General features: G+C 37.3%; 11 protein-coding genes. 10 read left to right on the top strand and 1 reads right to left on the bottom strand.

Features of this window, described 5'->3' with window-relative positions; all coding sequences use genetic code 11:
• The first annotated feature begins 644 nt into the window (after positions 1 to 644).
• On the top strand, positions 645 to 1505 hold the full coding sequence (locus tag U736_RS0104595; RefSeq protein WP_012754990.1) for a phytoene/squalene synthase family protein: 861 nt from the start codon (positions 645 to 647) through the stop codon (positions 1503 to 1505).
• A gap of 726 nt (positions 1506 to 2231) precedes the next feature.
• Here the strand turns inward: U736_RS0104595 and U736_RS0104590 are convergent.
• The gene (locus U736_RS0104590) at positions 2232 to 4121 is read right to left on the bottom strand and encodes a peptidyl-prolyl cis-trans isomerase (RefSeq protein ID WP_026500352.1); all 1890 of its coding nucleotides are present in this window, start codon (positions 4119 to 4121) and stop codon (positions 2232 to 2234) included.
• Between the two features lie 154 nt (positions 4122 to 4275).
• Between U736_RS0104590 and tpiA the strand changes: the two genes are divergently transcribed.
• From tpiA to U736_RS0104530, 9 genes are all read left to right on the top strand, one after another.
• Positions 4276 to 5040, top strand: a complete 765-nt coding sequence (gene tpiA, locus U736_RS0104585) for a triose-phosphate isomerase (protein WP_012754992.1) — start codon at positions 4276 to 4278, stop codon at positions 5038 to 5040.
• A gap of 82 nt (positions 5041 to 5122) precedes the next feature.
• Positions 5123 to 5575: a preprotein translocase subunit SecG gene (gene secG / locus U736_RS0104580; protein ID WP_012754993.1), complete on the top strand. Its 453-nt coding sequence runs from the start codon at positions 5123 to 5125 to the stop codon at positions 5573 to 5575.
• Between the two features lie 126 nt (positions 5576 to 5701).
• Complete coding sequence (locus tag U736_RS0104570) at positions 5702 to 7330, top strand: CTP synthase (protein WP_026500351.1); 1629 nt, start codon at positions 5702 to 5704, stop codon at positions 7328 to 7330.
• A 36-nt stretch (positions 7331 to 7366) separates the two neighbouring features.
• The gene (gene kdsA, locus U736_RS0104565; RefSeq protein ID WP_012754995.1) at positions 7367 to 8203 is read left to right on the top strand and encodes a 3-deoxy-8-phosphooctulonate synthase; all 837 of its coding nucleotides are present in this window, start codon (positions 7367 to 7369) and stop codon (positions 8201 to 8203) included.
• A 71-nt stretch (positions 8204 to 8274) separates the two neighbouring features.
• Entirely contained in the window at positions 8275 to 9546 is a 1272-nt protein-coding gene (gene eno, locus U736_RS0104560; RefSeq protein ID WP_012754996.1) for a phosphopyruvate hydratase, read from the top strand.
• Positions 9547 to 9657: 111 nt separating this feature from the next.
• Positions 9658 to 10065 (top strand): TM2 domain-containing protein, encoded by a 408-nt coding sequence (locus U736_RS0104555; protein ID WP_012754997.1) that lies wholly within the window; start codon positions 9658 to 9660, stop codon positions 10063 to 10065.
• A 928-nt stretch (positions 10066 to 10993) separates the two neighbouring features.
• Positions 10994 to 11305, top strand: coding sequence for an FtsB family cell division protein (locus U736_RS0104540; protein ID WP_012754998.1), 312 nt, complete (start codon positions 10994 to 10996; stop codon positions 11303 to 11305).
• Positions 11306 to 11440: 135 nt separating this feature from the next.
• The gene (gene pdhA / locus U736_RS0104535; protein WP_012754999.1) at positions 11441 to 12481 is read left to right on the top strand and encodes a pyruvate dehydrogenase (acetyl-transferring) E1 component subunit alpha; all 1041 of its coding nucleotides are present in this window, start codon (positions 11441 to 11443) and stop codon (positions 12479 to 12481) included.
• 16 nt (positions 12482 to 12497) lie between these two features.
• Complete coding sequence (locus tag U736_RS0104530; RefSeq protein WP_012755000.1) at positions 12498 to 13862, top strand: pyruvate dehydrogenase complex E1 component subunit beta; 1365 nt, start codon at positions 12498 to 12500, stop codon at positions 13860 to 13862.
• Positions 13863 to 13872 lie beyond the last annotated feature (10 nt).

Genomic DNA, 13872 nt, shown 5'->3' with positions numbered 1-13872 from the left:
GAGGCATTTTTAATTCTTTCTTATACAATTTTACCTACAAGCCAGCCCAGCTTGTGACGTGCAAGGGAATAGTTTTGATTGATTCAACATGGAATTGCTTTGAAATGCAAGCATTCTACGATATTTGAGATTCTAATTTAACATATAAAACAATGAATTATCATTATGAATCAATGTATTGATAGTAATAGAAACTCACCGAGAGCAATTGGATTTTTTACAAATTGGTATTGGTAAGAACCTTTGTCTTTTAGGATGGGGAGGAGATCAATGATTTGATGAAATTTTTGTGATCAGTGCGTTTTTTACAAAATAACATTATCATCTATTCGGTGAAAAAGTGTTTTGCGTTGTTTGTTATTCTAAGTTTCACTATGCATGTTACGATTAGTTTTTAGCTTTTTTTACTGCAAATGAAAACTTGAAGCCCGATAAGATAAGTTTTATCAGAAAAGTTATTTATTTAATTTTTTTCTTTCTAAAACGAAAAGTGACTAGAAAAGAAATTCTAATTCATAATACAGTTAAGAGACACATTTAAAAATCTTATTTTCTGAACTGTATTTGCTTATCCCTCATTTTTTAATATGAATAAAAAGAGGATATTAATTTCATTACTAAAAAAGGGACGTTAATAGGTTCAAATGATAGGCTCTCTTCCTTATTGTCTTGATATTTTACGTACCATAGATCGTGATCGCTATATATCGGTTTTATTTGCACCTAAAAAAAAGCGCCAAGCATTGGCTGCTCTTTATGTATTTAATGCTGAAGTTTCTCGTATTCGCGAAAGTGTACATGATCCACTCATAGGAGAAATACGGTTACGTTGGTGGTATGATTCTATTGCTCATGGTGAAATGCAAACGAGTGGAAATAATCCGATTTTGAGTGATTTATTGAAAGCAATAACTCTTTTTAATTTACCTAAGACAGCTTTTTTACGTTATTGTAATGCACAAATTTTAGATCTTTATCACAATCCAATAGAAACGCTTCATGATCTAGAGCATTATTGTGGTGAGACAGCAAGCATAATTTTACAGCTTTCTTGTCAGATATTAGATCCTGATACTGCACAAGAGTTTACAGATATCTATGAACATGGAGGGATTTCTCAAGGATTAAGCGGTGTATTGCGTCTTTTATCATTCATGCAATCACGATATCAATATTATTTACCTACTGATATATTAAAGGCTGTAGGAGTGAATAGGGAAGATTTGGAATCTCATCGTCTCAGTGATCAACAAAAGGATCGTATTGTTGAAGCTATGGTAGCATTATCGCGCGATCGTTATACCAAATTTTACGAGTATTCTTGTGCTTTACCTAGAGTTCTTAAACCAGCTTTTCTTCCATTGGTCATTGTTCCAGCTTCTCTTCAAAAAGCTATACAGCTGGGTGCTGCAATTTTTCAAGAGAGTGCAACGTTGCCATTGATATATCGCTATTGGTTGATAACAAGGGCAGCAATAAGCGGCAATTTTCCAAAGATATTGTAAAAGAATATTACCACGTTGGAATGCGTAACATATAGACTGATTTTCTCATATGAAGATAAAAGGAGCTATGGTGTTTCCAAACCATTTTTTGTTATAAAAAATGTTGATGTTTTGGTTGTTATGAGCGCAAAAGAATAAGAAATTTTATGAGAGAAGTTATCTTGGCAGTCTATAAAAAATTCTTATTTTTGAGAAATTATAAAATCATAATTGATGACAGTTATGATTTATGAATATATTGATTTATAATGATAATTCGTTTTTTCTCATATTGAATGAGAGTCTTGAATAGAAAAAGATTTCTTCATTTTTATAATGAATTTTAAAAATAGTTTTTTGTATACTATAAGTTGGGTGTGTAAATGAAATCATTTAAAGAAGAAGCAATACGCTCCTTATGAATGAGTATTAAGAGTAGCAATATGATAAGCTATAAATGAATGACGATAGGGATGACATTTATAGCTTAATGGGTATAGCTTAGTGTGCGACAACTTTTACAACCTTTAGATGGATAATATTTTTAATGCGTTGCAAAAATGACTGTACATTCTATTGACTATTTTTCGCAAATCCATACATGCACTGATTTGCGAGAGAATTAAACATTATACTAATGCTGATCTTAAGATATGAAAACAAGAGATTCATCTTACCTCTTCAACTATAGACGAAGAGCTGATGGAAACTTTACCAAATAAGTTCTTTAAATTATGCACAACCTTTTTATTGGAGAGCGTTAAAGATCTGATTATAATTTGTGCTATTAATTTCCAAAGGATGTTCTTTATTGGCAATTTGTAGCATTTCTAGCTTGAGATCTTCTCTTATCATCATATCTATATTGGCGCGGACCTCAGTTGAAAGAGTATGAGGCGTGATATCTTTAGGCATGGTGACAGTCTTTATTTGATAAATGATACGGTTTGTTGCAACTGGACCTTTTATGATGCCATAATGACCTTTGGGAGCAGAAAATAATGCTTTAATCCCTTCAACGCCAAGAGGGTCAGACGAGTCTTGACGCCGGAGGGCTGGTGTTGTTTGTTTTGTAACACCAAGGGTACGAGCAAGAGCAACAAGACTTTTTCCTTCCGTGAGCTGTTTGAGAGCATTTTGGGCTTTTTCATCAAGAAGACGTTGTATTTCCTCACTTTTCCATTGAGAAAGAACATCTAGCTTAGCCTCTTCAAGTGTTTTATCGCGGGCAGGAATAATTTTATCGACCTTATACCAGAGATATCCACCATTTTGAAAGGAGAGAGGATCAAGATCGACTCCTTCATTTGATTGATAGATGGCATTCAGTAAAATATCTTTTTGAGGTAAATCCGTGAGTATTGCACCTTCAAGCGTTTTTCCCGTTTTATCAATGGTAATTGTGCGCAAAGATAACTTGTATTGGTCAGCTAGCTCTTTGAGAGAAGCACCCTCAAAACGAGCATTTTCAATGGCTACATAATTGTTACGGATATCATCAGTAGCACGATTTTTGGCAAGTGTTTGGCGAATATTTTCTTCGACCTTTTCAAAAGGAAGAGAGCTTGAGGGTTCAATATGCGTGACGCGAATGATAATAGGTCCCTGTAAGTCATTTATCACAGTACTGACTTGGCCTTGTTGAAGTTCAAAAATTTCAGAGGCTAGATGACTAGGAAGTTCATTTTCTGCGAGAGGACCTTTTTTTATGTCATTAAGAGTCTTGTTTTCAGCTTTTACCAGTTCATCAAAACTCAATCCATCAGCTATTTTTTTTGCTGCATTATCGGCTTCTTCACGTGAGGGGAATTGCAGTTCCTCGAATGTACGCTTTTCAGGCGTTACAAAACGTGAAGCATTTTGTGTATAATAGGCTTTTGCCTCATCTGTTGAGATATCTTTAGGTTTTACAAAATCATTAAGTTCCATAGATAGCAAAGAGACAGTGCGGTATTCTGGAGCACGAAATTGACTTTGATGTGTTTTAAACCATTTTTGTAGTTTTTCGTCATCAGGATCAGCAATTGTTTCCTTTTCTTTTAGATCAATAACGAGATAATCAGCAATACGCATTTCTCCTTGATAAAGAGCAAGTGCTTTATAAAAGAGATTTGGTGCCTTCATATCAGAAAGTAAAGCAGCAATAAGCTGATTACGCTTTTCTTGTTTGGTGTAATAATTAAGAAAAGCACTTTCACTAATACGTAAATGCTGAAGATAGTTATAAAACAAGTTTTTATCAAAAGTGCCATTTACTTGGAACATCTTATCAGAACCAATCGTATGAGCTATCGTATCTTTTGAAAGACTTATTTTCATTTTACGTACTTGTTCATCAAGCAATAAATTTTGTTGTAATTGATTAAATACAAAAGCAGGAATTTGGTATTGCTGCATTTCATTTGCTGTAAACATTCGTCCAAGATGAGCAGCATATGCTAAACGTGCGCTTTGATCGGCGAGTGCAAGACGATAATCATCGACAGTTACTGTGGACTTTCCAGAAGTGATAAGATCTCTTTCACTTTTTTTGTGTAACTGCGGTACCCCCCATAAAAGAATGAAGCATAAGAGTAAAATAGCAAGGAAAATTCTAAAAATCCAAGAATTTGTAGCATTTCTTATGATGTCAAGCATTGTTCAAGTCCATTTTTAATGTGAGTTATTATCAAAGCTGTAATGGAATTTGCAATAAAGAGATGAAAGATGCAAGCTTTAAAGACTTGCTTTCATTTTATAATTTGGTAACTACAGATAAACAATGTATTGTAAGAGCTCTTGAGGTGAAAATATGTCTCCAAATACTCGGCCTTTTCTTGCTGGAAATTGGAAAATGAATGGAACGAGTGAATCGCTTGGAGAGTTGCGTGCTATTTCTACAGGCGTTAGCTCTGATCTCAGTCATCTTTTTGAGGCACTTATTTGCGTCCCAGCAACGCTTTTATCTCGTGCTTCTGATATGCTGGATGGTGAAAATCTCCTTTTGGGAGGACAAAATTGTCATTTTGATGATCATGGTCCCTATACTGGAGATATTTCAGCTTTTATGCTTAAAGAAGCAGGAGCAAGTCATGTCATTATTGGGCATTCAGAACGTCGTACAGTGTATCAGGAAAATGATGCGATTGTCTGTGCCAAAGTGCAAGCTGCGTGGCGAGCAGGTCTTGTGGCTCTTGTGTGTATTGGTGAAACATTGGAGGAGCGTAATAATAATAAAGTGCTGGATATTCTCACGCAGCAGCTTGAAGAATCTTTACCAGATGATGCAACAGCAGAGAATACCATTATCGCTTATGAACCTGTTTGGGCGATAGGCACCGGCAATACAGCAACTTCAGAAGATATTGCAAAAGTACATCATTTCATTCGTGATAAGGTGCGTTCTCGTTTTAGTGGTGAAGGCAATAAGATACGCCTGCTTTATGGTGGGTCCGTAAAGCCATCCAATGCATTTGAGCTTTTAAGCATTCCTCATGTTAATGGTGCTTTGATAGGTGGAGCAAGCTTAAAAGCAATTGATTTTTTAACTATTTGCGATGTTTGTCGTAAACTATAGTAGAGAAATTTGAGTTTCCCCTTGGATTGTGTGTTATTTATGTGTAAATAGCTATGAAAGAGTTATTTGAAGAGCAGGGTTTATGCAAACAGTACTTATAGTTATTCATTTGTTGATTGTGATTACTTTGGTTGGTGTTATATTAATCCAACCTTCAGAAGGTGGTGGGCTAGGTGTGAGTAATAGCTCAGGGTTGATGAAAACTCGTGGATCTCGAAACCCTTTAACACGTTTGACTGCTATTTTAGCCTGTTGTTTTTTTGTTGTGTCTATTGGACTTACCGTGGTGGGTAATATATCAAATTCTAGTTCTGATATTTTAAAGCGTATACCGGTTAATTCAGAGCAGAATTCTACCAATAAAGGCTCAGAATCAGTCCCATCATCAGATGGTGAGTCTTCCCCTTCTATTCTTGAACAGCTAGGAGGCAATTCGAATTCTCCGCAGGAACAGAAACAGTCCACAAATCCTGAAGCAGAAAGTCCAGTTCCACCGGTTCTTGAAAATACAGTTCCGGATAACAGTACGAAATAGTTTTTTAAGAAAATATAGACTTTTTAAAAGGTGATTTTTTCACCTTTTTTATTTTAGAAGAAAAATTGTTTCTTTTTGCATTTTTTGCTGGAAAAATCATTATAAATTGCTTATCACCATAAGCCCATGGCACGTTATGTTTTTATTACTGGTGGTGTGGTTTCTTCCCTTGGAAAAGGCATCGCAGCGGCGGCGTTAGCAGCGTTATTACAGGCTCGTGGCTACCGTGTACGTCTTCGCAAACTTGATCCTTATTTAAATGTTGATCCAGGTACGATGTCACCTTATCAACATGGTGAAGTATTTGTGACCGATGATGGTGCAGAAACGGATCTTGATCTTGGTCATTATGAGCGTTTTACTGGGCGGTCTGCAAATAGCCAAGATAATATCACAACAGGGCGTATTTATCGCAATATCATTGAACGAGAGCGGCGTGGTGATTATTTGGGGGCAACAGTTCAAGTTATTCCTCATGTTACGGATGAAATTAAGAGATTCATTACGATGGGAAATGAAGAGTTTGATTTTGTTTTGTGTGAGATAGGGGGAACGGTTGGTGATATTGAAGCAATGCCTTTTCTAGAAGCGATTCGCCAGCTTCGCAATGAGCTACCAAGACAAAGTGTCGTTTATGTCCATCTCACATTAATGCCTTATATACCTTCGGCAGGTGAATTAAAAACGAAACCAACACAACATTCTGTCAAAGAATTGCAAGCAATTGGTATTTCTCCTGATATTTTGCTTGTACGTGCAGATCGATCTATTCCAGAAACAGAACGGTGCAAATTATCACTTTTTTGTAATGTTCGCTCCAATGCAGTCATTCAGGCATTAGATATGCCAACAATTTATGATGTTCCTATGGCATATCATAAGGAGGGTTTGGACTCTGAAGTTCTTTGCGCTTTTGGAATCGATTCGGCACCTTCCCCTCAGATGGATCGTTGGGAAGATATTACGCATCGTATTCACCATCCTGAAGGAGAAGTTACGATTGCTGTTGTAGGAAAATATACGGGTTTAAAGGATGCTTATAAATCTCTTATTGAAGCGATTGCGCATGGTGGTTTAGCGAATAAAGTGAAAGTTAATATTGAGTGGATTGATTCGGAACTTTTTGAAAAAGAAGATTCTGTTTCAGCTTTACAAAAAGCCCATGGAATTTTGGTTCCAGGTGCTTTTGGGGCACGAGGAGCAGAAGGAAAGATTCGAGCAATTCAATTTGCGCGAGAGCGTAAAGTTCCATTTTTAGGGATTTGTTTTGGAATGCAATTAGCTTGTATAGAAGCCGCGCGCAATATTGCACAGATTAAGAATGCTTCATCAAGTGAGTTTTGCGAAACAGAAAATCCAATTGTAGGTTTAATGACAGAATGGCTTAAAGGAGACGTTCTTGAAAAACGTACAAGAAATGGTGATCTCGGCGGATCAATGCGTCTTGGTGCTTTTGCTGCTGAATTAAAAGAAGAGAGTCATATTGCTCAAATTTATGGGATGACCAAGATTGTCGAGCGACATCGTCATCGTTATGAGGTCAATATTGATTATAAGGATAAGTTAGAACAGTGTGGTTTGATTTTTTCTGGGATGTCTCCTGATGGTATTTTACCAGAAACTATAGAATATGCAGATCATCCATGGTTTATTGGTGTTCAATATCATCCAGAATTAAAATCCCGTCCTTTTGATCCACATCCGCTTTTTTCTTCTTTTATTGAAGCCGCTGTAGAACAAAGTCGATTGGTTTAATGCATAAATTGGGTTACTTTTCTTTTGAGGGATAAAATGGCTAAACCAAATGCCTGTGTGAAAGTTGGAAATATTATTTTTTCAAATGAAATGCCTCTTTCATTAATTGCAGGGCCATGTCAGATGGAAAGTCGCGATCATGCTTTTGAAATGGCTGGTCGTATAAAAACAATTACCGATCAGCTTGGTATCGGATTTGTTTATAAATCGAGTTACGATAAAGCTAACCGAACTTCTTTAGGGGCGGCACGTGGTATTGGTCTTGAAAAAGCAATGGCTGTTTTTTCTGATTTAAAAAAGGAGTTTGATTGTCCTATATTAACTGATGTGCATACAGAAGAGCAGTGTACAATTGTTTCTTCTACGGTTGATATTTTACAAATACCGGCTTTTTTATGTCGTCAAACAGATCTTTTGGTAGCAGCCGCTAAAACAGAGTGTGTTATTAACATTAAAAAAGGTCAGTTTTTAGCGCCGTGGGACATGGAGAATGTTTTAAAAAAGGTTGTTTACAGTGGTAATCCGAATGTTATGCTTTGTGAGCGAGGCACGTCATTTGGTTACAACCGACTTATTTCTGATATGCGCTCGTTGCCTATTTTACGTTCATTTGGTGCTCCTGTTATTTTTGATGCAACGCATTCTGTTCAAGAACCTGGGGGGCAGGGTGCTTCATCTGGTGGACAGCGTCAATTTGTTGAAGTTTTAGCACGTGCAGCTGTTTCTGTTGGGGTAGCAGGTATTTTTTTAGAAACGCATCAAGATCCAGATAATGCACCTTCTGATGGACCCAATATGGTTAAACTTGATAATTTACAAAGATTGCTTGAGACTTTAATGGAGTTTGATTATCTGTCAAAGAAGTTGAATTGAGAAGAGAAAAAATATTTCATTAATAGGACATTAGAAATGAATCAAGACTTTTATTGGATAAGGAAACACATATGACTATAATTGTCGATATCATTGGACGTGAAGTTCTTGATAGCCGTGGTAATCCAACGGTAGAAGTTGATGTTCATTTGGAGAATGGAGCTTTTGGTCGTGCTCTGGTTCCATCGGGAGCTTCAACAGGAGCACACGAGGCTATAGAGCTTCGTGATGGTGGTTTGCGCTATCAAGGGAAAGGTGTTGAAAAAGCGATTGCTGCAGTTAATGGCGAAATTCTTGAAGAACTTGGTGGGCGGGATGCAACAAATCAAATCGCTATTGATCAAGCGATGATTGCTTTGGATGGAACGCCAAACAAAGCCCGTCTTGGTGCCAATGCACTTCTTGGTGTTTCATTAGCTGTTGCAAAAGCAGCTGCGGATTCATTAAATTTACCTTTGTATCGTTATATTGGTGGTACACAAGCGCATATTCTTCCAACCCCTATGATGAATATTATTAATGGTGGCGTTCATGCTGATAATCTGATTGATTTTCAGGAGTTTATGATTATTCCTATAGGAGCCCCTACTGTAAGAGAAGCCATTCGTTATGGCGCTGAAATTTTCCATGCGTTGAAAAAGCGTTTAAAAGATGCGGGTTATAATACCAATGTTGGTGATGAAGGTGGCTTTGCTCCTCAATTTAAAAGTGCTGATCAAGCAATTGATTTTATTATGGAATCTATTACAACATGTGGCTACAAACTAGGGGAACAAATTGCCATTGGTTTAGACTGTGCTTCAACCGAATTTTATAAAAATGGTTCGTATTTTTATAAAGGTGAGGGGAAATGCCGTGACATCCAAGAGCAGGTAGATTATTTAGCGCAGCTTGTGAAAAATTATCCTATTATTACAATTGAAGATGGAATGGCTGAGGATGATTGGGAAGGTTGGAAGTTACTCACTGACACAATTGGAGGAAAATGTCAGCTTGTTGGCGATGATTTGTTTGTAACGAATTCAGCACGTTTGCGTGATGGCATCAAAATGGGGGTAGGCAATTCTATTCTCATAAAAGTTAATCAAATTGGTACATTGAGTGAAACACTTAATGCTGTAGAAGTAGCACATAAGGCAGGTTATCGTGCCATTATATCTCATCGTTCAGGCGAAACAGAGGATTCTTTTATTGCAGATCTTGCTGTTGCAACGAATTGTGGACAAATTAAAACAGGTTCTCTTGCACGTTCGGATAGATTAGCAAAATACAATCAACTTATTCGTATTGAAGAAATGCTAGGAGCCCAAGCGCGTTATGCTGGTGATTTATATCGTGTATAGTTGTGAGCACAAAATATAAAAGTATGAGATCATTTAGACTATGAAATTGAGATTTCTTATCAAAGGCATATACGCAATAATTTTTAAGTGTTTAAATTTATAGGGATTAAGATGAGAGGTATAATTATTAGTCAAGATCAAGGAACTTATCTCGTTTCGGGTGATGATGGTAAACGTTATCAGTTTGCGACTTGGGATTGGATGGGAAAGAATCCGCCAAGGATCGGTTGTACTGTTGATTTTGTTTGTGAGGGGGGTGTTGTCAGTTCTGTTTTTCCATTGTTGAGACCAGGTACAGAGAACTCAAAGATAATGTTCGCACTCCTTTGTTGGTGTTCAGGTATCTTTGGTGTCCATCGCTTTATGGTTGGTAAAGTTCGGACTGGTGCTTTAATGCTGGTTCTATCCTTATCATTGTTTGGATTGATAATTACCGGTATTTGGGCAATTGTTGATTTTATAGTCATTCTTGGTGGAAGATTTACGGATAAAGACGGGAATCAGATTACAGATTTTTAAAAATTTATAATAAAAAGAAAATAATTAAGTTTACTTTTTATTTCGATCAATATATTAAGCTGCATAATGCCGAATTATTGTACTATATGTCTTTAATGTGGGATATTAAGAAAATATGCACAGTTAAATAAAAATATTGGAAAAGACAATGCTATTTTATATGGGTAGGGCAAAGACGCAAATTAATTAAGGCGTGTATTGTGTTTCTGCTTATAGCAGTGGATAACATTAGATTATTGGGGGCTCAAAACTGTTTTTATTTCACGTTTTCACGGTGAGTACGGATTGTATTTACACTGTGAGGTTGGTTAATATATTATCAAATTAGAAACAATCTTTTTATGAATAACACGTGAGGGGCAGCTTTATAGGTGTTAAAGATGAAAGGTACGATTATTGGTCAAGATCAAAGGGTTTATCTCGTTTTTGGAGATGATGATAAGCGTTATCAATTTTCGCCTGAAGATTTTTTAGGGAAAAAACACCAAAGGTAGGGGATACCATTGATTTTGTCTGTGAATGGATACCATTAAATCTATTTTTCCTATCTTGGTTGAAGGTCAGTCACGAAAATTAAATGTGATGCTAGCGATCGTTTACTTGTTTTTTGTGCATTGGGGATTCATCACTTTATGGTTGGTAGAGTTGTATCGGGACTTATAACGCTTCTTATAAGTGTAATAGGTCTACTATTTCTGGGGATCGGGTTTTTTGACAACTATACTTTGATAACTATACCTTGGGCATTGATTGATTTTATATTTATTTTAACAGGAAATTTTAGGGACAAAGATTTAGAGACAAAGATGGGGGTAAATTGAAAATGACAAATTATTTTGGTGTAGATTTGGTAATGAGGTATTAATCAAAATCGTGCATAGTTGGGCAAAATATTAAAAAATTTGTGCTGTAAAGACTGTGCTATTTTATGTGGACAAAGCAGAAACGTCGATCAATCAAAGTGCGCTTTGTACTACCTCTTATGACGGTGGGAGTCTTAAGCTATTTCAGTTATCACATTTATCATGGTGAGTATGGATTGTATTCACGCAGTGAAGTTAATCAGCATATTAGCGAATTAGAAAAGGAGCTTCATAAAATAGAAGCTGAGCGGATATTCATGGAAAAGCGTATTTCTCTTTTACGCAATGGGCATATAGAAAAAGATATGTTGGATGAGTATGTCCGAAAGAATTTGAATTTTTCTAAGCCAAATGAACTGACAATCTTAATACCTTGAAATGATAGCAAAGGTAAATGAAAAATCGCTTACTTTAAACGATAATCAGCAATGATATTGTTTAAGCCGATTGATAAGGCTTGTAACTTTTGTTTGTAAAGGTTATTCCTAAATAATCATAAAAGGGAGTTTAATATGGCAGAACGACTTAAAAAAAATTCTGCGTCGGTGGCGCGCACTGCATTATCAAGCACCACAAAGAAAGCACCAATAGCAGACTTTACAAAAGAAGAAGAAATTGATGCTTATCGTGAAATGCTTTTAATTCGCCGTTTTGAAGAAAAAGCAGGACAACTTTATGGTATGGGGCTTATTGGGGGATTTTGTCACCTTTATATTGGTCAGGAAGCCGTTGTTATAGGAACATTGAAAGCGGCAAAAGAAGGTGATCAGGTTATTACGTCTTACCGTGATCATGGTCATATGTTAGCCGTTGGGATGAGTCCACGTGGTGTCATGGCAGAATTAACGGGACGTCAAGGTGGCTTTTCCAAAGGGAAAGGTGGCTCGATGCATATGTTCTCTAAAGAAAAGAATTTTTATGGAGGACATGGTATTGTTGGTGCGCAAGTTCCAATTGGTTCAGGTTTGGCATTTTCGAATCGGTACCTTGGTAAAGATAATGTGACATTGGTTTATTTTGGTGATGGTGCCGCAAATCAGGGGCAGGTTTACGAAAGTTTTAATATGGCTTCACTTTGGAAGCTTCCTGTTGTTTATATTATTGAAAATAATCAGTATGCTATGGGAACGTCAGTTTCACGTGCATCTGCAGAAACTGATTTTTCCCGACGTGGTCTTTCTTTTGAAATTCCAGGTATTGTTGTTGACGGTATGGATGTTCGATCAGTAAAAGGAGCTGCTGATGAAGCAATTTCTTGGGCGCGCTCAGGTAAAGGACCGATCATTCTTGATATGCAGACCTATCGCTATCGTGGTCATTCCATGTCTGATCCAGCAAAATATCGTTCAAAGGAAGAAGTCCAAAAAATAAAAGAGGAACACGATCCGATTGATCAAGTAAAAAGTCGGATTCTTAAGAAAAATTGGGCGAACGAAGATGATTTAAAGTCTATTGAGAAAGAGGTTCGTGCAATTGTTGCTGATGCGGCAGATTTTGCACAAAGTGATCAAGAGCCAGATGCTTCTGAGCTCTATACTGATATTTTAGTTTGATGCGAGGGAAGCAAGTATGTCTATTGATATTTTGATGCCGGCGCTTTCACCAACTATGGAAGAAGGTAAACTGTCTAAATGGCTCAAGAGAGAAGGTGATAAAGTTAGCTCTGGCGATGTTATTGCTGAAATCGAAACGGATAAGGCTACAATGGAAGTAGAAGCCGTTGATGAAGGTACTCTTGGTAAAATTTTTGTGCCTGAAGGTTCTGAAGGTGTAAAGGTTAACACTGTTATTGCGATTTTGTTAGAAGAAGGTGAGCGTGCTGAGGATATTTCGCAACCTACGGACACAGCACAAAAAACTAAGGGCTCTCCACGTTCTCTGCCTTCGTCAGTTCCGCAGGTTCCTACTTTTGATACGTCTCCTGATTTTGATATTCCAGCGGGAACACAAATGGTTACAATGACAGTTCGTGAAGCGCTTAATCAAGCTTTGGCTGAAGAAATGCGGCGTGATGAAAAGGTTTTTCTCATGGGGGAAGAAGTCGCGCAATATCAAGGTGCCTATAAGGTTAGTCAGGGTTTATTGGAAGAATTCGGAGAGCGCCGAGTTATTGATACTCCAATTACAGAGCACGGCTTTGCTGGGTTGGCTGTTGGGGCTGCTTTTGGAGGGTTACGTCCCATTGTTGAGTTTATGACCTTTAATTTTGCGATGCAGGCGATGGATCAAATTATTAACTCAGCAGCAAAAACACGTTATATGTCTGGTGGACAAATGACCGCTCCTATGGTTTTCCGAGGTCCCAATGGTGCGGCTTCCCGTGTTGGTGCTCAACATTCTCAATGTTATGCTGCATGGTATAGTCATGTACCAGGTCTGAAAGTTGTCATGCCTTATAGTGCTGCAGATGCAAAAGGTTTGCTGAAAGCTGCTATTCGTGATGATAATCCTGTTATTTTTCTTGAAAATGAGATTTTGTATGGGCATCAATTTGATGTCCCTCAACTGGATGATTTTGTTTTGCCTATTGGTAAGGCGCGCATTCATAAGTCTGGACAAGATGTGACGATTGTCGCGTGTGGAATTGGGATGCACTATGCCGTTCAAGCGTTGCCGGAAATTGAACAATTTGGAATCGATGTTGAATTGATTGATTTACGAACCATTCGCCCGATGGATCTTCCAACAATTCTTTCTTCAGTTAAAAAAACAGGTCGTTTGGTAACGATTGAAGAGGGATTTCCTCAGTCATCCGTGGGAACTGAAATAGCAACGCGTGTTATGCAGCAGGCTTTTGATTATCTTGATGCGCCAATTGCTACGATTTCTGGCAAAGATGTTCCGATGCCTTATGCTGCTAATCTTGAGAAGTTGGCTTTGCCTAATACTGCTGAGATTATTGAGGCCGTTAAGGCTGTGACATACAGAGCATAACGGAGGAAAG

The sequence above is a fragment of the Bartonella grahamii ATCC 700132 genome (genome assembly GCF_000518085.1).
GTDB classification, from domain to species: Bacteria; Pseudomonadota; Alphaproteobacteria; order Rhizobiales; family Rhizobiaceae; genus Bartonella; species Bartonella grahamii.
The sequence above is the reverse complement of the archived record's forward strand: the minus strand, read 5'-3'. Positions and strand labels throughout refer to the sequence as shown.

Excerpts from the sequence above, each read along its gene's own strand:
- U736_RS0104595 (WP_012754990.1), top strand. The coding sequence starts at position 645 with ATGATAGGCTCTCTTCCTTATTGTCTTGATATTTTACGTACCATAGAT.
- U736_RS0104590 (WP_026500352.1), bottom strand. The coding sequence starts at position 4,121 with ATGCTTGACATCATAAGAAATGCTACAAATTCTTGGATTTTTAGAATT.
- tpiA (WP_012754992.1), top strand. The coding sequence starts at position 4,276 with ATGTCTCCAAATACTCGGCCTTTTCTTGCTGGAAATTGGAAAATGAAT.
- secG (WP_012754993.1), top strand. The coding sequence starts at position 5,123 with ATGCAAACAGTACTTATAGTTATTCATTTGTTGATTGTGATTACTTTG.
- U736_RS0104570 (WP_026500351.1), top strand. The coding sequence starts at position 5,702 with ATGGCACGTTATGTTTTTATTACTGGTGGTGTGGTTTCTTCCCTTGGA.
- kdsA (WP_012754995.1), top strand. The coding sequence starts at position 7,367 with ATGGCTAAACCAAATGCCTGTGTGAAAGTTGGAAATATTATTTTTTCA.
- eno (WP_012754996.1), top strand. The coding sequence starts at position 8,275 with ATGACTATAATTGTCGATATCATTGGACGTGAAGTTCTTGATAGCCGT.
- U736_RS0104555 (WP_012754997.1), top strand. The coding sequence starts at position 9,658 with ATGAGAGGTATAATTATTAGTCAAGATCAAGGAACTTATCTCGTTTCG.
- U736_RS0104540 (WP_012754998.1), top strand. The coding sequence starts at position 10,994 with ATGTGGACAAAGCAGAAACGTCGATCAATCAAAGTGCGCTTTGTACTA.
- pdhA (WP_012754999.1), top strand. The coding sequence starts at position 11,441 with ATGGCAGAACGACTTAAAAAAAATTCTGCGTCGGTGGCGCGCACTGCA.
- U736_RS0104530 (WP_012755000.1), top strand. The coding sequence starts at position 12,498 with ATGTCTATTGATATTTTGATGCCGGCGCTTTCACCAACTATGGAAGAA.